Raw genomic sequence first — 19,634 nt, 5'->3', positions numbered from 1 at the left:
TGGCCTTGCAATTGAGAAAAATAAACATTGAAACATTAATTTAATAGGAAAAATATTTTTAGTGAAATTTACTTTCAGTATAACTAAATCGTTTCATTTCTTCATATGCTTGTTAGTAAAGTGAAACTTTCTTTCATTTGAAAGAAACAATTTATAAGTATAGGAGGATTCAATAATGAAAGTTTTATTCGTTTGTTCTGGAGGAATGTCCAGCGCAATTGTTGTAAACGCTTTAAAAAAAGAAGCAGAGAAAAAAGGTATGAACATGGAAGTGCATGCTATTGGAACAAGTGAGGTGGAGGAAGAAGTAAAGAATGGTTGGGATGTTGTAATGGTTGCACCTCAAGTTAGACATCGATTTGACGCTGTAAAAAAACTTACAGAACAAGAATCTATTCCGTGCGGTATTATTCCGCCGCAAGCATACACGCCGCTTGGTGGACCGACTTTATTAAAAACTGTAAATGAATTAATTAGTTAGGGGGAAGCGTTATGAATAAGTTTGTCACGTTTCTTGATAAAAACTTATCTGGACCGATGGCAAGGCTTTCTGAACAGAGGCATTTACAAGCAATCCGTGATGGAGTTATTTCGGCGTTACCATTTATTATCGTAGGGAGTTTCTTTTTAATAGTAGCATTTCCACCATTACCGAAAGATAGTTTCATATCAGTTTGGGCATTGAAAAATCAAACAAGTATATTAATACCATATCGTTTAACGATGTTTATTATGTCTTTATATATAGCATTTGGTATAGGATACAATTTAGCGAAAAGTTATAAGTTAGATGCTTTATCAGGGGCACAGTTAGCAGTATGCTCACTACTTTTAACATTGACGCCCGAATTAATCGATAAAAAAGGATTTATGCTTCCGATGACAAATCTCGGGGGGCATGGATTATTCGTAACGATGATCGTATCTATTTTATCAGTAGAGATTTTAAGATTTTGTAAGACGAAAAATGTAATGATTAAAATGCCAGAACAAGTACCGCCGTCTGTTTCACGTTCGTTTGAAGCACTTATACCTGCTGCATTCGTAATTATTTTAATGAGTTTAGTAACTGTCGTTTTTAGTATTGATTTACATCATGTAGTTGATAAATTAGCGGCACCGTTAGTAAAAGCTGGTGATAGTTACTTCGGTGTAATCATTCCAGTATTTTTAATTACATTTTTTTGGTCATTCGGAATCCATGGTGTGTCGGTTGTTGGAACTGTTGCCCGGCCATTATGGGAAGTATATTTAGGGAAAAATGGTGAAGCAGTTGCTAGTGGAGCAGATCAGTTGCCATTCATATCACCAGAGCCGTTATACCAATGGTTTATATGGATTGGTGGTTCTGGTGCGACGTTAGGGCTTGTATTAGCTATGATTGTATTTGGTCGATCAAAATATTCGAAAGCATTATCAAGAACTTGTATTGTTCCTGGTATTTTTAATATTAATGAACCTGTTATTTTCGGATTACCGATTGTACTAAATCCAATTTTAATTATCCCGTTTATCATTACACCACTCGTAACAGCAACTGTTGCATATTCAGCAACTGCGATGGGATTTGTAACGCCAACACATATTATGCCGCCGTGGACATTACCAGCTCCAATTGGCGCGTATTTAGCCACAGGTGGAGATTGGCGTGCAGTGGTATTAGTTTTTATAAATATAGCAATATCATTCCTTATTTACCTACCATTCTTTAAAATGTACGACAAAAACATGCTTGAAATTGAGAAAAATGGTGATGGGGAAGCTGTTAATCCGTAAGTTTTATATTTTATTTTTGAGTGATAGGCATTTTGTCTATCACTTCTTTCACATTAAGTCCAGAGAGGGTGAAATAGAATGAATATAAAATTTAGCTATAAAGGTGTATTTTTATTGTTATTTGGAGTGATATGTGCAAATTTACTTTTCGTACCTTTATTAAGAATGCTAAATCTATCACAAATGCATAGTATATGGCTCGTTACAAGCTTTGCGGCAAGTATTTTGCTTACGGTAGTTGTTTCTTTCATTGATGGATCGTTTGCATCGAAAGCACAGTTGTTTTTTAGATTTATATTGTTTTCTGTAGGTTGTACGTTGTTTACTTACATAATTGTTTTTTAGTGAATAGGGGGCATGCATATTATGTATATTGCAGGGATAATGTCCGGTACATCGTTAGACGGAATAGATGTAGCGCTCGTTCATGTAGAAGGAAACGGTGTAGATTCTAAAGTCGAACTCATTCATTTTACTACTGTTCCATTTTGTAAGGATATAAAAAATGAGATACTGCAGGCTTTATCAATTGATACATCTAATGTTCAATTGATATGCAGTTTGAACTTTAAGCTTGGTTTATGTTTTGCCAATGCTGTGGAGGAAGTTTGTAAAAAGGCTGATTTGTCATTGGAACAATTAGATTTAATAGGTTCTCACGGACAAACGATTTATCATCAGCCAAAGCAAGAAGGCAATAGTATTTCTTCGACATTGCAAATTGGAGAACCAGCAGTTATAGCATATGAAACGAACACTACGGTTATCTCTAATTTTCGAACGATGGATATGGCAGCAGGGGGACAAGGTGCACCACTTGTGCCATATTCAGAGGTCATTTTGTATCGTCATCAAACTAAAAATAGATTACTACAAAATATTGGCGGAATCGGTAATGTTACAGTAATACCAAGTCATCTAAGTGATAAGAGTGTTATTGCTTTTGATACTGGCCCAGGAAATATGGTAATCGATGATGTATGTCAAAGATTATTTCAGTTGCCATATGATCAAAATGGTAGGATTGCAAAACAAGGAGTAGTTGTAGATGAAATTTTGACATATTGTATGAACCATCCATTTTTGAAAATGAATCCACCGAAATCAACTGGTAGAGAACAGTTTGGAGAAGAGTTTGTAAGTGAATTATTGAAGCGGTTTGAAAAGCATGGTAAAGAAAATCTTTTGACGACTGTCACGATGTTTACAGCAAGTTCAATTGTTCATCATTATAAGGAGTTTATTCTGCCGTATTATGAAATCGATGAAGTAATTTTAGGTGGTGGGGGCAGTTATAATCGTACACTTGTTGAAATGATACGAAATGGATTGAAGGAAGAAAAGTGCGCGATATTCATTCAAGAAGATATAGGCTATTCTTCAGAGGCGAAAGAAGCAATTGCCTTTGCGATATTAGCAAACGAAACGCATCATCGTAATCCGAGTAATGTGCCGAGCGCAACAGGTGCAAAGCAATCTGTAGTTTTAGGGAATATAACATTCCCTCCAATAAGATGATGAAAATGAGGCGAACATATGAAGTATATGATTGGAGTAGATGGTGGGGGCACGAAGACAGAAGCAATTGCATTTGATCAAGACGGAAACGAAGTTGTAAGAGGTACGAGTGGGTTTGGAAATATATTAATAGATTATGAAAAAGCAGTTTCGCATATTATGGAGGCGATCGATCAATGCAAGAAAGCTTTAATAGATGGGCACTGCGTTTGTATTTGTTTAGGGTTAGCGGGTATAAGTGGAGCGAATACAAATGAATTAACATTACGATTAATAAAGAAATATGAAACGAAAATTGAAGTTTTTAATGACGCAATGATTGCACATGCAGCTGCTTTAAAAGGTAAGAATGGAATATTAACTATAGGTGGTACAGGTGCAATTTGTATAGGAAAGAAAGACGAAGTGTACGAGTATAGCGGTGGATGGGGACATATTTTAGGGGATGAGGGAAGCGGTTATTGGATTGCGTTACAAGGTTTAAAGAGAATGGCAAATCAATTTGATCAAGGAGTTAGACTTTGTCCATTAAGCTTAAGGATTCAAGACGAGTTTCGACTTTTAACATCATCTCATATAAAAAAACTAGTATATAGTTCTTCAAAAGATAAAGTTGCAGCAATTGCACCATTAATTATAGAGGAAGCGAGGAATGGGAATGATGATGCACATAAAATTATTCTGCAAGCGGCTAAGGAATTAACGATAATTACGGTGAATATTTACAACAAGATGCAGTTTGATTTATCACCTTTAATTGCAGTAAGTGGCAGTATATTGCGTTTCGTTCCTGAGATATATGCTGAATTTAAGAAATGCTGTGAGAAAAGTATGGGAGAAGTTATATTCGTATCACCATCAGAAATGGCAGTGAAAGGAACATATCATTTAATGAAGGGTGTATATTTTATAAAATAGAAGTATGAGAATTATTGTATGATTTGTAAAAATATGATGTTAAAATATACAAAGGGATGTAAAGCAAGAAAAAGTACAATATACATAGTCATTGAATATTGTATAAGTACTCCCATGTAGAAAGTGAATGATTACATGATTAATAGTATGCAATTTTTGTATTTGGTGTCTTCTTATTTATTTGGAAACATATTGACCGCTTATATAGTAACGAAATGGAAACATAATGTTGATATTCGTGAAGAAGGAAGTGGTAATCCTGGCGCAAGAAATATGGGGCGCGTATATGGAAAAGGGTATTTCGTCGCTACATTTTTAGGTGATGCGATCAAAGGGGCAATCGTAGTTTCTATTGCAAAATACCTTTTCGAAGATTCTACATTTGTAATGTTAGCTTTACTGGCTGTTATACTTGGACATATTTACCCAATTTTATTTAAAGGCAAGGGCGGAAAAGGCATTTCAACATTTATTGGAGGGTTAATTGCATTTGATTATTTGATAGCGCTTACTCTTATTGCTGTTTTCATTATAGTTTATTTAATCTTTAAAGGATTTACTAAGCCCGGACTAATTACAATCGCTTGTTTACCAGTTTGCATGATTTTGTATTCTTACTCTATTGTTACGACTATTTTAAGTGCACTTATCATTGTACTTATTTTATATGTAAATCGAGAATGAAATGAACTTTTTATAAGTGGAGTTAATCTCCACTTATAATTTTTATTAAATACATAAAGGAGATACAACATGGGGTTAATTTATAAAGTTGCTGATCAAGCTTGGGAATTTGAAAGTATACATAAATTGAATTATAAAACATTTGTAGAAGAAATTCCGCAACATGAAGAAACGAAAGATCGTGTTCGTATAGATCGTTTCCATGAAGAAAATACATATTTAATTTGTTTAGATGACGATAAGTTAGTAGGTATGGTTGCATTGCGAGGAAAACGACCATTCTCGTTAGATTATAAAATTCCAAATCTAGATTTTTATTTGCAAGAACATGGAGAAAATGTATATGAAATTCGTTTACTTTCAGTAGAACGTGAATATCGAAATGGAAGAGCATTGTTAGGTTTAATTCGCTTTTTACATCGTTATTTGCTTCTAAATGGATATGAATTGGCACTCATTTCTGCTACAACACGTGAACTACTTTTATATGAGCAAATGGGATTCAAATCTTTCCATACGTTAGTTGGTACTGAAGAAGCAGCCTTCCAGCCAATGTATGTTACCCCAGCTATGTTTGAAGAGTCGAGTGTTGGAGGTATTATGACGAAAGAATATACGTTTTTACCTGGTCCAGTGGATATTGAAGAAAATGTTCGAAAGGCATTTTCTACTAAGCCTATTTCGCATCGTTCTAAGTCATTTCAAGTGACGATGGAAAATGTAAAAAAACGATTACTTCAAATAACGAAAGCAAAACGTGTACAACTTATGTTAGGAACAGGAACGTTAGCGAATGATGCAATTGCTTTACAGTTACGTTCATTAAAAGGTAAAGGACTAGTTTTAGCGAACGGGGAGTTCGGTAATAGATTAATTGAGCAGGCAAAACGTGCACATTTAAATTTTGATACGTATAAAAAAGAAATGGCAGAGCCGTTTATTTATACAGAATTAGAAAAAATAATGGCAACTGGAAATTATGAATGGCTTTGGTTTGTTCACCATGAAACATCAACTGGAATGTTAAATAATTTAGAAGAACTAAACATTCTTTGTAAAAAATATCAAATGAAACTATGTGTAGATTGTATAAGCTCAATTGGAGCAATATCAATAAATTTGAAGGATGTATATTTTGCAAGTGGTGTTAGCGGAAAAGCGATTAAATCATATACAGGATTATCTTTCGTTTTTCATAACCACATTGTAAAAGTAAACGAGGCAGTACCTGCTTATATGGACATTGGTATGTACGAAGAAAATGAAAGTATCCCATACTCCCATTCATGGAATTTAATTTATGCATTGCAAGAAGCATTAAAAATATTTGAAGATGAAATGGTATTTAAAAAAATAAAAGAGACGTATACATATATTGAACAAGCTATTACTAATATGTGTTTAAATCTTGTTTCACCTAAAGAACATGCCGCGCCAATTATAGTTACCATTCAATTAAATGAAGATCAGTCTTCTAAGGCGCTAGGTGATGCGTTAGCGTTACAAGGATATATTGTTCATTATGAATCAGCGTATTTACAAAAGAATAACTGGATCCAAATAGCATGTCTGAATCACTATAAAGAACGTGATATGAAGAGGATGTTAAATTGTTTGCAGATGTGTGTGTTAAAGAAAGTTCTTTTAACGTAAATGCTTGTATATTTATTATATAATTTCTACAAGGCTATGAGTCACACTTGCTAAGTGTATAGAAGTGCATTTTTTGACAAGAGTTTAAAAGAGAGCGAAAGCTCTCTTTTAAACTTACTTAAATGAATTACCCACAGATTGGAATACCGAGAACTCTCAAAGCTAGTGCTACTTGAAGAGTAATTTCCAATCTAGCAATTTCGATGCCAGCAACTGTGAGTACTAAAAAAGGTTGGCCGTTTACGAACACAATACAACTTTCCATATATACGCCTCCTTTCTAGTGATCTACTACAGTATATGAATAAAACTATAATACGTTATAGTTGGATTTATGAATTTTATAAAAATAATAGATTTACCCTATGTTTACGAAACAAATGGAGTTTCATAGTGTTAATAATTTAATTGTTAGACAAGGAAGCATCTATAATAAGATGCTTTTTATTATATTTACGTTTCAGCGTGACAATAAATAAAGTTAATCAATGACGAATTGAGAGGGAAATATATTGATAAATATTTGTATGAGGTAAACTAAGAAGGTTTTAGAAAAACGAAAAGGAATTTTTATACTTGTAACATAAAAATTCTAGGGGGATGTTAATATGGAAAAAACTATGATGGTAGAAACAACAAACATGATGATGTCTATGGAAAAAATGATGTGTGAAATGAAGTGTATGAAAATGATGATGAATAACATGATGCAAATGGATGTAGAAATGGATAAGGCAATGATGGTGAAAATGAATGAATGTGATGAAATGATGAAGACTACTATGTCTATGATGAAAGCGATGAAAGAGAAATGTTGTTGAAGTAGCAAAGTATAGCGTAAAATGATGATGATCTTGTAAATTTAAATTAGTAAAGAGCCTGTTTTAGTTGGTAAATTAAAATAGGCTCTTTTAACTATTGTTCAAAAATAAATTGAGTTGACAAAAAAGAACTAAAAGATTATTTTAGTTCTTTTTTCTGTATTAACACTGTTCAAATCATTTGTTTAAAAGCTATAGATGATGGTTAGGCAGTGAGAAAAGACAAGTAAGAGCCTATCTTTCTTCGTTAAATGTGTGCTGAAGTAAATAATGATTCCATTTTTATTTTACTCTTCTCTCGAATTTCAGCATCCGCATGTCGCATTACAAATTTATGCGCTACAGCGATTGCTAAAACATCATCTAATAAGCCAATCCCAATAATAGCAGCTATATCTGGAATGAAGTCGATTGTTAATACGTAATAGGATAAAGCGGCTAATATAATGAGTTTCGCTTTAGTAGGTAACTCTTTCTTTTTCATTGTGTAAAATAAAATAATACTTTCATATACGCTGGATTTACCGAGGTTTACTGAGCTTTTTTTGAATTTTTTCCAAAGTGTCTGTTTCTCCATATAAACACTCCTTTTACAAAAACATAGATTTTTTAAAAGGATGGACAAAGAAGCGAAAGAATAATCAATTTTATTGTTTTTTCTTATTGTATATTTCGATATTTATAAGCGAATACCTGTTCAAAATAAAACAATGCTTGTTAAGCGGATACGATTATGGAGATGGATGAAGAGAAAATCTGTTTTGGAAAGCAAATAAGTTTCCGATAGAGGTTTCAATGAATTATTTGCGTTCTGCAACGAAGGCAGAAAAAACTTTTGATTTCTTAATACCAGCTATCTTGACAATAATTATTAGATTGTTTATAGCGTATATGAATCCGAATACAACAATAATATTGAAAGGAATTAAGGATATAAATAATCAATCACTTACATTCATTCCAATTTTAGCTGGTTTTAATATAGCTAATTACCTCGTTCCTTATGATTCTAGTACTTGTTGGTTCATTTGCTACAAGTATTTTTGCTGATAGAACGTTTTTTATCCCTAATTTACCAAAACAATCATATCGTTTTGGCGTAGGTGTTTATGAGGGCGTAGTAGCTCATAGTACAACAACGTTAATTTACGTAAAGGACCAGACACAAGCTATTCTAAGATTCGTCAACTAAATAAATCAGAAGCTTATGTTGAATGGGGCGAAAAGCCTGGTTGGTTAAACCTTGGTGGAGAGCAATGGATTAAGAACAATCCATCCTATGTGAAGTTTAGTAAGAAAAGTACAGTAGATTCTTCTATTGTAGGAAAGCGTGTTGTTTCTAAAGTTAACATTCTACGTTTCTATGATGCTCGATCTTGGCAGGATAAATACGTGGATGGTTTTGTAGATGTAGGTGAGGTGTTTACAATTTTCAGGAAGTTAAATATGGAAGGTTCAGTACAATTTAAGGCGCACAATAGTATAGGGAAAACATATTATATTACGATCAATGAAGTTTATGTATTTGTAACTGTATTACTACAGTATAGTACACTCATAGGAGGTAGTTATGTGTTTGATAAAAATGAAATACAAAAGATAAATGGGATACTTCAAGCTAATGCATTAAATCCAAATTTAATTGGCCCTACACTTCCCCCAATCCCACCATTTACTTTACCCACAGGTCCAACAGGAGGGACAGGCCCAACGGGAGTAACGGGTCCAACAGGAGTAACGGGTCCAACAGGAGTAACGGGTCCAACAGGAGTAACGGGTCCAACAGGAGTAACGGGTCCAACAGGAGTAACGGGTCCAACGGGAGTAACGGGTCCAACAGGAGAGACAGGCCCAACAGGAGGAACTGAAGGTTGTCTTTGTGATTGCTGTGTTTTACCTATGCAAAGCGTTTTACAACAACTTATTGGAGAAACTGTTATTCTTGGCACTATTGCAGACACACCCAACACGCCCCCGCTTTTCTTTCTATTTACTATCACTTCTGTGAATGATTTTTTAGTTACAGTTACAGATGGCACCACAACCTTTGTGGTCAATATATCTGATGTAACAGGGGTAGGTTTTTTACCACCAGGACCACCTATTACATTACTTCCACCTATCGATGTAGGATGCGAGTGTGAATGTCGTGAACGACCAATTAGACAATTACTGGATGCGTTTATCGGATCTACAGTAAGTCTTTTAGCAAGTAATGGTTCTATTGCAGCAGATTTTAGCGTGGAACAAACAGGACTTGGGATAGTACTAGGGACATTACCTATAAATCCAACTACAACCGTTAGGTTTGCAATTTCAACTTGTAAAATTACAGCTGTGAATATAACCCCTATTACCATGTAGTCTATTTCTTTCAGAAGTATCTGTTGCTACTCGATAAGAAAAGCACAGTTTATTTGTCCACCTTGAAAACGTATTGTTTTCAAAGTGGACAATCTACGTTTCTAGGATGCTCCATCTTGGAAATATAAAGATGGAGCTGGTTCTGTAGATGCAGGGATTTATGATTGATGCAAAAGTGAGTGCCAATGGTTCGCCATAGTACAAAGCACACAGCAGTAAAGGGAAAACATACTATGTTATTGCAAATGAAGCCTATTTATTCATCTAATGCACTATACCTTCATGAGTAATTAACCATGCCCCTTACTCTTTCTATATCCTTCATTTGTAAATTTATTACTACTATATTATTGGCGTACAATACTAAATGTATCTAAATGGTTTTCTAAACGCACAAAATCCCCAAATTGATATGGTAAGGCTATAAAAATTATAATGAAAAATAATAAATATCTCTAATGCACTATTAGGATTTTTCCATTTTATATTGCAAACCATCTTTCTGAAAGATAAGCTCATATGCTAAATCAAAATGAAGGTTATATAATGCTTTCGTATTACATATTAAATTGTAGAACTTAGTTCCTTGATGTACATATTGGTGTAATTTATTTTGAATTGGTGAAACAATGATTTTTAAAATTACGTTAATATCTTCATTAAAGAAGTTATAGGAGGGAATAATTTGGGCTCATTATTTGATGTAATAGCAGATATAATTTTATTTTATCCTCGAAATGACATGAAATTAAAACACCATATTGCCAAATTAAGCGAATTTGAGTGGTTTCGAAGGTTACACGAAGATACAAAGTATACAAGATTAATTTGGAGTAATAGAAAAATTAAAAAGTTCATTTTGTCTTCAAATAACATGGAAGCATTAATAAATTCCGAGAAAAAACAAAAAGAATTTGTGCATCTAGTACACGATGAATATAAAAAAAGAAGATAAGAATTTTTTTATTTTTCATATTTGGCGAAACAAATGGTACAATGAAAGCTAATGTGAAAAATAAGGAAAAGAAGTGGTCTATTTGAAAAACTTTTTAGAATTAGGAATTAGTGAAACTTTTAATCATACATTACGTGAAAATGGAATTACAGAAGCAACACCGATTCAGGAGAAGGCAATTCCTGTTATTATGTCAGGTAAAGATATTATTGGGCAGGCGAAAACAGGAACGGGTAAAACGTTAGCATTCGTGTTACCGATTTTAGAAAAAATCGATCCAGAGTCTAGTGATGTTCAGGCTTTAATTGTTGCACCAACGAGGGAACTAGCACTGCAAATTACAACTGAAATTAAAAAAATGCTTGTTCAAAGAGAAGATATTAATGTACTAGCGATATATGGCGGACAAGATGTAGCACAACAATTGAGAAAATTAAAAGGTAATACACATATTGTTGTAGCGACACCAGGACGATTATTAGATCATATACGACGTGAAACAATTGATTTAAGTAATCTTTCAACGATTGTACTAGATGAAGCAGATCAAATGCTTTATTTCGGATTCTTATATGATATTGAAGATATTTTAGATGAGACACCTGATAGTAAACAAACGATGTTATTCTCAGCAACGATGCCAAAAGATATTAAAAAATTGGCGAAACGTTATATGGAAGAGCCGCAAATGATTCAAGTACAAAGTGAAGAAGTAACGGTAGATACAATTGAGCAGCGTGTCATTGAGACGACAGATCGTGCAAAGCCAGATGCACTTCGTTTTGTTATGGATCGTGATCAGCCATTTTTGGCAGTTATTTTCTGTCGTACAAAGGTTAGAGCAAGTAAGCTTTATGATAATTTAAAAGGACTAGGTTATAATTGTGCTGAACTTCATGGTGATATACCTCAAGCGAAACGTGAAAGAGTCATGAAGAGTTTCCGCGAAGCTAAAATTCAGTACTTAATTGCGACTGATGTAGCAGCTCGTGGACTTGATGTAGATGGTGTAACGCACGTATTTAACTTTGATATCCCTGAAGATGTAGAAAGTTATATTCACCGCATTGGCCGAACAGGACGTGCAGGTGGATCAGGTCTTGCAATTACGTTCGTTGCAGCGAAAGATGAAAAACATTTAGAAGAAATTGAAAAAACGCTTGGTGCACCAATACAAAGAGAAATAATCGAACAACCGATGATAAAAAATGTAGATGAAAATGGAAAACCGGTACAAAAGCCGGCTCCAAAGAAATCAGGTCAATATCGTCAAAGAGATAGCCGTGAAGGTTCAAGAAGTGGTTCAAAAGGTGGTCCAAGAAACGATTCAAGAAATAGTTCTAGAAATGATAACAATCGATCATTTAATAAGCCAAGTAATAAGAAAAGTAGTACAAAACAAGGTCAGCAAAGACGTGGCCGTTAAATAGTTATTATTCTAAAAGAGTCGCAAAGCGTTGCGGCTCTTTTTTATTTTTAAACAACGCAGTCGATATAAGTACAAGGGTGATTGCATAGGAATAATTTTTAAAATTTCATTCACCGTATTAAAAATAAATTTTAAAATTCATAAAGGAAATATAAAGTAGGTTGTTGTATATGTACGATAACAGGAAACTTTTCACATACTAAACATATACTTTAAATAAACCGACAGTCGGTCCGTAGGAAGGAGTACATGAATGAGGATCGTAAAAGAATATGGGGAGCGTAGAAATGAAATTTTAGAAACTGCTGAACGTTTGTTTGTTACAAAAGGGTATACGAAAACTACAGTAAATGACATTTTAAAAGAGATTGGTATAGCAAAGGGGACGTTTTATCATTATTTTAAGTCGAAAGAAGAAGTAATGGATGAAATTATTATGAGGATTATTAAAGCTGATGTTGCTAAAGCGAAAGCAATTGTCTCTAACCCTAATATCCCAGTTTTGGATAAGTTATTTCGAGTTTTAATGGAACAATCACCAAAATCAGGAGATGTAAAAGATAAAATGATTGAACAATTTCATCAGCCAAATAATGCGGAAATGCATCAAAAAAGTATAGTACAATCAATTATTCATTTATCTCCTGTTTTAGCAGAGATTTTAGAACAAGGAATCGCTGAAGGCATATTTTCTACTCCATACCCACAAGAAACGATTGAATTATTACTCTCTTCAGCACAAGTCATATTTGATGAGGGTTTATTCCAGTGGAAGCCGGAAGAAATGATGAGGAGAGCTAAAGCTTATATCAAAATGATGGAAGCATCTGTTGGAGCGAAAGAGGGAGCCTTTGATTACATGGTGGAGGTTTTAATCAAACAGAAATAGTAATTTTCTGTTTGGATATTATCGACCGACAGTCGGTCTGAATCGAATGAAAGGTGTGATAAGGATGTCAGCTAGTATAAGGTCTTCGATGAAAGATTTTCACTTAATGGTGAGTGGGCAAATTATTACTATTTTAGGATTGACACTTTTACGTTTTGCTCTGTCATTATATGTGCTAGATATAACAGGGCGTCCTGATATCTTCGCAGGATTATATGCGGTAACGAGTATTCCGTTTTTGCTAACCCCTCTCGGCGGAGCAATAGCAGATCGTTTCAATCGCCGTAATTTAATGGTTATTTTTGATTTTATCAACGCTGCGATTGTATTAAGCTTTATAATTTTGTTATTTACTGGACCTGTATCTATTATATTAATTGGAACAATTATGTTTTTACTAGCAGTCGTTAGTGCAATGTATTCACCTGTTGTAATGGCGAGTATTCCGCAATTAGTTCCAGAGAATAAGTTAGAGCAAGCGAACGGTATCGTAAATGGTGTGCAAGCATTATCTAATATAGTTGCTCCTGTATTTGGAGGAATATTGTACGGCATAATTGGTTTGAAAATGCTCGTAATAATAAGTTGTCTTGCTTTCTTTTTATCTGCGATTTTAGAAATGTTTATTAAAATACCTTTTATAAAAAGAGCACGAGAAAGCCATATAATACCGACAATTGTAAAGGATATGAAAGAAGGATTTATATATGTTTTAAAACAACCATTTATTTTGAAATCTATGCTTTTAGCTGCATTACTAAATTTAATACTTACACCGCTATTTGTTGTTGGCGCTCCAATTATTATACGAGTAACAATGGAACGTAGCGACACGTTATACGGAATTGGAATGGGATTGATCGATTTTGCTACTATTTTGGGTGCATTATCAATAGGTTTTTTTGCGAAAAAGCTACAGATGAAAACATTGTATTACTGGATGCTTTTAATAGCTTTATTAGTACTACCAATGGCACTATCAGTTACGCCAGTTATTCTTAATTTAGGATACTATCCACCATTTATCCTCTTTATACTTTCTTCTATTCTAATTGCAATGATCGTGACAATTGTATCCATCTATGTGATTACTGTAGTCCAAAAGAAAACACCAAATGAAAACCTAGGAAAAGTAATGGCAATTATAACAGCGGTATCTCAATGTATGGCACCAATTGGGCAAGTCATTTATGGTTTTATGTTTGAAGGATTCAGTATGAAAATTTATTTACCTATATTAGTTATTAGTTTCATAATGATAATAATAGCGATAGTGACGAAGAAAATATTATGGAATGAAGGGAACTAGCTCCATATGATTAGGAGAATGTTAAAAAGAGATTTCTCTCAAAATAAAATGATAAATACCATTCTATTTATGTTTATCGTGTTATCAAGTCTTTTAATCGCAAGTGCTTCAAGTAACGTTATAAATCTATTGAACTCAACGGATCAATTGTTTAAAGTATCAAACGCACCGCACTTCGTACAAATGCATGCCGGAGAAATAAACCAAAAGTCAATTGATTCATTTGTAGCGCAAACTCCTTTTGTAAAAAAACAACAAACAGCAGAGATGGTTCAAATAGGCGGATCTAACATTTTTATAAAGAAGAAAAATCAAGCGGAGCATAATAGTGTAATGGACATTAGCTTCGTTAAGCAAAATACTATTTTTGACTTTTTATTAGATTTAAATAGTGAATTGATCGATGTTAGGAAAGGGGAAATAGGTGTACCAATTTATTATATGCAAAAATATAATTTGCGTATTGGAGATAAAATATGGGTTGTGAAAAATAATAATGAGCTAGAATTTACTATTTCGGCATTTGTTCGTGATGTTCAAATGAACCCATCACTTGTTAGTTCAAAACGATTTGTAATAAGCGATGAAGACTTCGAAAGAATAAAGGGGAATTTTGGAGAAAGTGAATATCTTATTGAATTCCAGCTAACAGATTTAAATAAAATAAATGAATTTGAAACTTTATACCAGTCATCAAACTTACCTCAAAAAGGTCCCTCTATTACGTATTCACTCTTTAAAACACTCAATTCATTAACAGATGGAATAATAGCTGCAGTGCTGATCATTATAAGTGCATTATTAATGCTAATCGCGATTTTATGTATTAGATTTACGATTATGACTTCAATGGAAGAAGATTATCAGGAAATTGGTGTTATGAAAGCTATCGGCATTCAAAGTAAAGATATTCAAAAACTATATGTAACAAAATATGTTGTTATTTCCGCTATCGGATGTATATGTGGATATATCCTTTCGTTATTTGTTACAAAAATATTTACCTCTAACATCGCACTTTATATGGGGACAGCTAATAAAAGTATTTTATATTATGTTGTGCCATTGATAGTCACAACATTGTTATTTCTAGCCGTTATCCTTTTTTGCCGCATCATTTTGCGGAATTTCAGGAGAATTACAGCAATAGACGCTTTACGATCAAGAGATAAACTAGGAAAAAGAAAGATTAGAAGATTTTGTTCTCTCTATCAAACTAAAATTACAAATGTAAATATATTTATTGGTATACAAGATGTAGTGAAACGATTTAAGTTATATCGAGTATTAAGTATCGTTTTAATTATTGCAGTGTTCATGATTGTTGTACCAGTTAACTTTTTGTACACGATTCAGTCACCGCAATTTGTTAATTATATGGGAACAGGAAAGAGTGATATACGAATAGATTTACAGCAATCTGAAAATATAGAAAAACGGTTTAATGACGTTATATCGTATGTCGGAAACGATGAAGAGGTAGAAAAATATGCAGCATTTGTAACGAGTACATTTAAAATGGTGAAAGCTGATGGTACACATGAAAACTTAAATGTAGAAGTGGGAGATTTCGCCCAATTTCCAATAGAATATGTTAAAGGTATGGCACCAAAAAATGAAAATGAGATCGCTCTCTCTTATATGAACGCAAATGAATTAAAAAAGAATATAGGGGATGAAATCGTTTTATTTGTAGAAGGAAAAGAGAAAATGCTAACTATTAGTGGTATATATCAAGATGTAACGAATGGAGGAAAAACAGCTAAAGCGAGTTTTTCTTATAATAAAGAAAATATATTATGGTACGTAGTAAATGTAGATATGAAACCCAAAGTGAATCTACAAGAAAAAGTGAAGGAGTATAAACAAAATTTTAATTCTGCAAAAATAACAGATACGGATAATTATTTATCTCAAACTTTAGGAGAAACAATTAAACAATTAAGACTCGTGACACAAGTGGCAATTTTGATTGCTATATTGATATCGGTTTTAATAACTGCGATGTTTTTTAAAATGTTATTGGTAAAAGATTCTTTGCAAATATTAATTATGAAAAGTATCGGCTTTTCCTACAAAGATATTCGTATACAATATGTTACTCGTTCTATTGCTATAGTATTAGTAGGTATTTTAACAGGGACATTTATAGCTGCTACGTTTGGAGAAACACTAATAAGCTGGTTAGGTTCATTTATGGGAGCAGCTCACATAAAGTTTGTTGTTAATCCGATCATTTCTTATGTAATATGTCCAGCTATTTTATTTATATCTGTGACCGTAGCAACACTTTTCAGTAGTTTTACAGTGAAACAAACAAATGATTTAAAGCTAAATGGGGAGTAGGAGGTGTGTAATTTGAAAAAAATTTTAGAAGTAAAACAATTAAATAAAAAATACGCAATGGATGGAAATAAAACTTACCATATGTTAAAAAATATAAATTTAGAGATTTATGAGGGAGAGTTTATATCGGTCATGGGACCTTCTGGTTCAGGGAAATCGACGTTACTATATAATATTAGCGGAATGGATCAAATGTCATCAGGAAGTGTGAAAGTTGATAGTAAAGAAATAACATGTATGAAAGAAGAGGTGTTAGCAAAATTACGACTCAGCGAAATGGGATTTATTTTTCAACAGAGCAATCTTCTTAGAAATTTGAATCTTTTTGATAATATAGTTTTACCTGCGTATTTAGCAAAATTTGAGAGCAGGAAAATAATAAATAAACGTGCACTTGAATTGATGAAAAAAATGGGGATTAGTCAAATTGCAACTAATAATATAACTGAAGCATCAGGAGGAGAATTACAAAGGGTATCTATTTGTAGAGCACTCATAAATAAACCTAATATTATTTTTGCTGATGAACCAACGGGTGCTTTGAATTTAAAAGCGACAGAAGAGGTAATGGATATTTTAGCAAATATAAACCGTATGGGAACTACAATTTTGCTAGTTACTCATGACGTAAAGGTAGCAGCTAAAACAGAAAGAGTTCTTTTTATGGTGGACGGAGAAATTGTTAGCGAAATACAGATGGGTAAGTATAGAAACGATGATTTGAAGGTGCGAGAAGAGCAGTTGTTAAAATGGTTAACTGTACTTGGATTTTAAAGAGATAATATTTTTGACTCCTATTGAATATAGGAGTTTTTTCTTTGTTTGAAAGTTCAAAAAGAGATATAATAATTTTCTGACTATTAATTATGGAGGAGTATAAATGAAAAGTGAAACGTTACACACTCAAGAAGATATATTAAAAATGCTTGATTCATTATTAAGACCCGCAGTACCATTTTGGAATGAATTTTACACGAATAGAGAAAAGGATGTTCCTTTTTTTGCAAATGTTCCAGATGAGAATTTAGTTTCATATATACAAACAGAATGGATTTCAAAAGAGAAAGTGTTAGAGCTTGGATGTGGTTCAGGAAGAAATGCAATTTATTTAGCGAAACAAGGGTTTGATGTAACAGCCGTAGATTTGTCTATAGAAGGAATTAATTGGGCCAAAGAGAGGGCGTTAGAAAACGGGATAGAAATACAATTTGTTTGTGAATCGATTTTTAATTTGGATTTTCAAGATGAATATGATTTTGTATATGATTCCGGTTGCTTGCATCACATTCCACCACATAGAAGAATGAATTATGTTGATTTAGTTAAAAACTCATTAAAATCGGGTGGTTATTTCGGATTAACATGTTTTGCAGCAGGTGATTTGAATGAGCGAAATGGATCGGAAATAACGGACTGGGATGTGTATAGAGGATGGAGTTTGCAAGGTGGTCTTGCATATTCAGAAGAAAAGTTAAGAGAGATATTTAAAGAATTTGAAGTAATTGAAATTAGAAAAATGAAGCAAATTGAACAACCAAATAATATGTTTGGAGAATCATTTCTTTGGACAGCATTATTTAAGAAGAAATAAAACATAGATAATTGACAAACTCATCGTTTTTATAGACAATACACTTATAAGAATGTATGTTCGGTTTCATTGTCCGATGTATGTTTTGCATAAATACATAACAAGGGGATGTCTCTAAATGGGTAACACAAATCAAAAAATCACTACGTTTTTAATGTTTGAGGGCAAAGCTGAGGAAGCGATGAATTTTTACACATCGCTATTTAATCAATCAGAAATTGTAAGTATCTCTCGTTATGATGAGAATGGACCAGGTAAAGAGGGAACTGTAATTCATGCAACTTTTACGCTAAATGGACAAGAGTTCATGTGTATTGATAGTTATGTAAAGCATGATTTTACATTCACTCCAGCTATGTCTCTTTATGTAACTTGTGATACGGAAGAGGAAATCGAAACCGTTTTTAATAAACTAGCACAAGATGGAAAAGTTCTTATGCCTTTAGGTTCATATCCGTTTAGTAAAAAGTTTGGCTGGTTAAATGATAAGTATGGTGTGTCTTGGCAGTTAACTCTTGCTGGAGATGAATAATTAAAATAATATGGTGATATTAATGTTATAAAAAATAAAAGGGATGATACAAGATAAATATGTATCATCCCTTTTATTTTTTGTTTTACAACCGTCATCGGTTGTATTTATAACGACTTTAGGGGTGCTTTTTAAGTTTTTTATATAATATAAAACTGCTAATTTAATTTTTCAGCTTATCTAGTAATTGAATTCATTAACTGGAAGAAGTATTCAGGCTTATAAGTTTTATTTAGGTTATACCATGAATGTAACGTATCTGGTGCAAATACATCAATTTTTTTCAATACTTCCATTGCAAATTCCAGAGGAGCTACTCCTGATGCAGTAATCAAATTTTCATCACATACTGCAGGTTCCATCTTATAAAGTTGTTCTCCTTTATAATTAGGACAAACCATTTTAATATATTCTAAATCATTGCTTGTATGTTTTCTAGAATCTAGGTATCCAAAATTCGCTAACCCCTCAGTTGCACCACAAATGGCAGCAACAATAGTGCCGAGTTTTAACGCTTCACCAATTTTTTTTAAGATAGGGTGATGAATGCTTTCCCCCCAAGTAGTCCCTCCAGGTAAAACTAAAAGATCGTTACTCTCAAGAGTACATTCATCCAGGGAAATATCTGGCTTTATGCTCAGTCCTCCCATCGTAGTAATAATTTCATTATTAGCTCCTACTGTAACTACCTTTAAAGGGGCTAACTCTTTTTTGAAATATCTTCCTGAGTTTAGTTCTGCAATTAAATGTCCATATTCCCAGTCTGACATCGTATTAAATACATAAAGATAAACTTTTTTTGTTTGCATACAATAACACTCCAATCACAATTGAGTTTTTCAAAAAAAT

22 protein-coding genes and 3 pseudogenes are annotated in these 19,634 nt (G+C 33.1%); 21 read left to right on the top strand and 4 right to left on the bottom strand.

Translation table 11 applies throughout. The annotated features are described in order from the left end of the window. The first annotated feature begins 175 nt into the window (after window positions 1-175). The 7 genes from MHH66_RS14390 to MHH66_RS14360 all read left to right on the top strand — a co-directional run bounded on the left by MHH66_RS14390 (window position 176) and on the right by MHH66_RS14360 (window position 6,549). Window positions 176-481 (top strand): PTS sugar transporter subunit IIB, encoded by a 306-nt coding sequence (locus tag MHH66_RS14390; RefSeq protein ID WP_000865888.1) that lies wholly within the window; start codon window positions 176-178, stop codon window positions 479-481. 11 nt (window positions 482-492) lie between these two features. Then, on the top strand, window positions 493-1,776 hold the full coding sequence (locus tag MHH66_RS14385; RefSeq protein WP_002136305.1) for a PTS sugar transporter subunit IIC: 1,284 nt from the start codon (window positions 493-495) through the stop codon (window positions 1,774-1,776). A gap of 78 nt (window positions 1,777-1,854) precedes the next feature. Beyond that, window positions 1,855-2,121 (top strand): hypothetical protein, encoded by a 267-nt coding sequence (locus MHH66_RS14380; protein WP_002136308.1) that lies wholly within the window; start codon window positions 1,855-1,857, stop codon window positions 2,119-2,121. A 21-nt stretch (window positions 2,122-2,142) separates the two neighbouring features. Continuing rightward, the gene (gene anmK / locus MHH66_RS14375) at window positions 2,143-3,294 is read left to right on the top strand and encodes an anhydro-N-acetylmuramic acid kinase AnmK (protein WP_002136309.1); all 1,152 of its coding nucleotides are present in this window, start codon (window positions 2,143-2,145) and stop codon (window positions 3,292-3,294) included. An 18-nt stretch (window positions 3,295-3,312) separates the two neighbouring features. After that, on the top strand, window positions 3,313-4,212 hold the full coding sequence (locus MHH66_RS14370) for a BadF/BadG/BcrA/BcrD ATPase family protein (protein ID WP_002141766.1): 900 nt from the start codon (window positions 3,313-3,315) through the stop codon (window positions 4,210-4,212). A 135-nt stretch (window positions 4,213-4,347) separates the two neighbouring features. Next, on the top strand, window positions 4,348-4,896 hold the full coding sequence (plsY, locus tag MHH66_RS14365) for a glycerol-3-phosphate 1-O-acyltransferase PlsY (RefSeq protein WP_078185841.1): 549 nt from the start codon (window positions 4,348-4,350) through the stop codon (window positions 4,894-4,896). A 69-nt stretch (window positions 4,897-4,965) separates the two neighbouring features. Then, a complete protein-coding gene (locus MHH66_RS14360) occupies window positions 4,966-6,549 on the top strand; it encodes an aminotransferase class V-fold PLP-dependent enzyme (RefSeq protein ID WP_063219364.1) in 1,584 nt (527 codons plus the stop codon). Between the two features lie 127 nt (window positions 6,550-6,676). Here the strand turns inward: MHH66_RS14360 and MHH66_RS14355 are convergent, their stop codons facing one another. Beyond that, entirely contained in the window at window positions 6,677-6,814 is a 138-nt protein-coding gene (locus tag MHH66_RS14355; RefSeq protein WP_002127410.1) for a DUF3956 domain-containing protein, read from the bottom strand. Between the two features lie 343 nt (window positions 6,815-7,157). On the opposite strand from MHH66_RS14355, the gene MHH66_RS14350 reads away from it, so the two are divergent. After that, entirely contained in the window at window positions 7,158-7,370 is a 213-nt protein-coding gene (locus MHH66_RS14350) for a hypothetical protein (RefSeq protein WP_000416118.1), read from the top strand. 247 nt (window positions 7,371-7,617) lie between these two features. Here MHH66_RS14350 and MHH66_RS14345 read toward each other — a convergent pair whose 3' ends face one another. Further along, entirely contained in the window at window positions 7,618-7,947 is a 330-nt protein-coding gene (locus MHH66_RS14345) for a YkvA family protein (RefSeq protein ID WP_063219365.1), read from the bottom strand. A 218-nt stretch (window positions 7,948-8,165) separates the two neighbouring features. Between MHH66_RS14345 and MHH66_RS14340 the strand changes: the two genes are divergently transcribed. From MHH66_RS14340 to MHH66_RS14325, 5 genes and pseudogenes are all read left to right on the top strand, one after another. Continuing rightward, entirely contained in the window at window positions 8,166-8,420 is a 255-nt protein-coding gene (locus tag MHH66_RS14340) for a hypothetical protein (protein WP_002085542.1), read from the top strand. Next, the gene (locus MHH66_RS14335) at window positions 8,374-8,562 is read left to right on the top strand and encodes a hypothetical protein (RefSeq protein WP_340866923.1); all 189 of its coding nucleotides are present in this window, start codon (window positions 8,374-8,376) and stop codon (window positions 8,560-8,562) included. Before MHH66_RS14340 ends, MHH66_RS14335 begins: the two co-directional genes overlap by 47 nt. Continuing rightward, window positions 8,508-8,900, top strand: a pseudogene (locus MHH66_RS28615) (exosporium leader peptide-containing protein); the annotation flags it as partial. The gene MHH66_RS14335 and the pseudogene MHH66_RS28615, both read left to right, overlap by 55 nt. Before the next feature lie 42 nt (window positions 8,901-8,942). Then, window positions 8,943-9,734 carry an exosporium leader peptide-containing protein gene (locus MHH66_RS14330; RefSeq protein ID WP_078185890.1) on the top strand — a complete coding sequence of 264 codons (792 nt, stop codon included), beginning with the start codon at window positions 8,943-8,945 and terminating at the stop codon, window positions 9,732-9,734. A gap of 32 nt (window positions 9,735-9,766) precedes the next feature. Further along, window positions 9,767-10,002, top strand: a pseudogene (locus MHH66_RS14325) (N-acetylmuramoyl-L-alanine amidase); the annotation flags it as partial. A gap of 210 nt (window positions 10,003-10,212) precedes the next feature. On the opposite strand, the pseudogene MHH66_RS14320 reads toward MHH66_RS14325, so the two are convergent. Further along, window positions 10,213-10,401 (bottom strand): annotated as a pseudogene (locus MHH66_RS14320) (hypothetical protein); the annotation flags it as partial. Between the two features lie 18 nt (window positions 10,402-10,419). Here MHH66_RS14320 and MHH66_RS14315 point away from each other — a divergent pair. The 8 genes from MHH66_RS14315 (at window position 10,420) to MHH66_RS14280 (ending at window position 18,785) form a co-directional block, all read left to right on the top strand. Further along, window positions 10,420-10,689 carry a hypothetical protein gene (locus MHH66_RS14315; RefSeq protein ID WP_063219366.1) on the top strand — a complete coding sequence of 90 codons (270 nt, stop codon included), beginning with the start codon at window positions 10,420-10,422 and terminating at the stop codon, window positions 10,687-10,689. A 73-nt stretch (window positions 10,690-10,762) separates the two neighbouring features. After that, the gene (locus tag MHH66_RS14310) at window positions 10,763-12,115 is read left to right on the top strand and encodes a DEAD/DEAH box helicase (RefSeq protein WP_063219367.1); all 1,353 of its coding nucleotides are present in this window, start codon (window positions 10,763-10,765) and stop codon (window positions 12,113-12,115) included. A gap of 256 nt (window positions 12,116-12,371) precedes the next feature. Further along, on the top strand, window positions 12,372-13,007 hold the full coding sequence (locus tag MHH66_RS14305; RefSeq protein ID WP_002069302.1) for a TetR/AcrR family transcriptional regulator: 636 nt from the start codon (window positions 12,372-12,374) through the stop codon (window positions 13,005-13,007). A 46-nt stretch (window positions 13,008-13,053) separates the two neighbouring features. Next, the gene (locus MHH66_RS14300; protein ID WP_254865141.1) at window positions 13,054-14,316 is read left to right on the top strand and encodes an MFS transporter; all 1,263 of its coding nucleotides are present in this window, start codon (window positions 13,054-13,056) and stop codon (window positions 14,314-14,316) included. A gap of 6 nt (window positions 14,317-14,322) precedes the next feature. Beyond that, window positions 14,323-16,662: an ABC transporter permease gene (locus MHH66_RS14295; RefSeq protein WP_063219368.1), complete on the top strand. Its 2,340-nt coding sequence runs from the start codon at window positions 14,323-14,325 to the stop codon at window positions 16,660-16,662. 12 nt (window positions 16,663-16,674) lie between these two features. Further along, window positions 16,675-17,436: an ABC transporter ATP-binding protein gene (locus MHH66_RS14290; protein WP_016120207.1), complete on the top strand. Its 762-nt coding sequence runs from the start codon at window positions 16,675-16,677 to the stop codon at window positions 17,434-17,436. A gap of 106 nt (window positions 17,437-17,542) precedes the next feature. Beyond that, window positions 17,543-18,253 carry a class I SAM-dependent methyltransferase gene (locus MHH66_RS14285; protein WP_078185889.1) on the top strand — a complete coding sequence of 237 codons (711 nt, stop codon included), beginning with the start codon at window positions 17,543-17,545 and terminating at the stop codon, window positions 18,251-18,253. 118 nt (window positions 18,254-18,371) lie between these two features. Next, a complete protein-coding gene (locus MHH66_RS14280) occupies window positions 18,372-18,785 on the top strand; it encodes a VOC family protein (protein WP_002012925.1) in 414 nt (137 codons plus the stop codon). A 176-nt stretch (window positions 18,786-18,961) separates the two neighbouring features. On the opposite strand, the gene MHH66_RS14275 is transcribed toward MHH66_RS14280, so the two are convergent. Further along, window positions 18,962-19,594, bottom strand: coding sequence for a type 1 glutamine amidotransferase family protein (locus MHH66_RS14275; RefSeq protein ID WP_002017047.1), 633 nt, complete (start codon window positions 19,592-19,594; stop codon window positions 18,962-18,964). Window positions 19,595-19,634 lie beyond the last annotated feature (40 nt).

The sequence above is a fragment of the Bacillus sp. FSL H8-0492 genome (assembly GCF_038006145.1).
GTDB lineage: Bacteria > Bacillota > Bacilli > Bacillales > Bacillaceae_G > Bacillus_A > Bacillus_A mycoides.
This window is presented reverse-complemented; position numbering and strand designations above follow the sequence as displayed.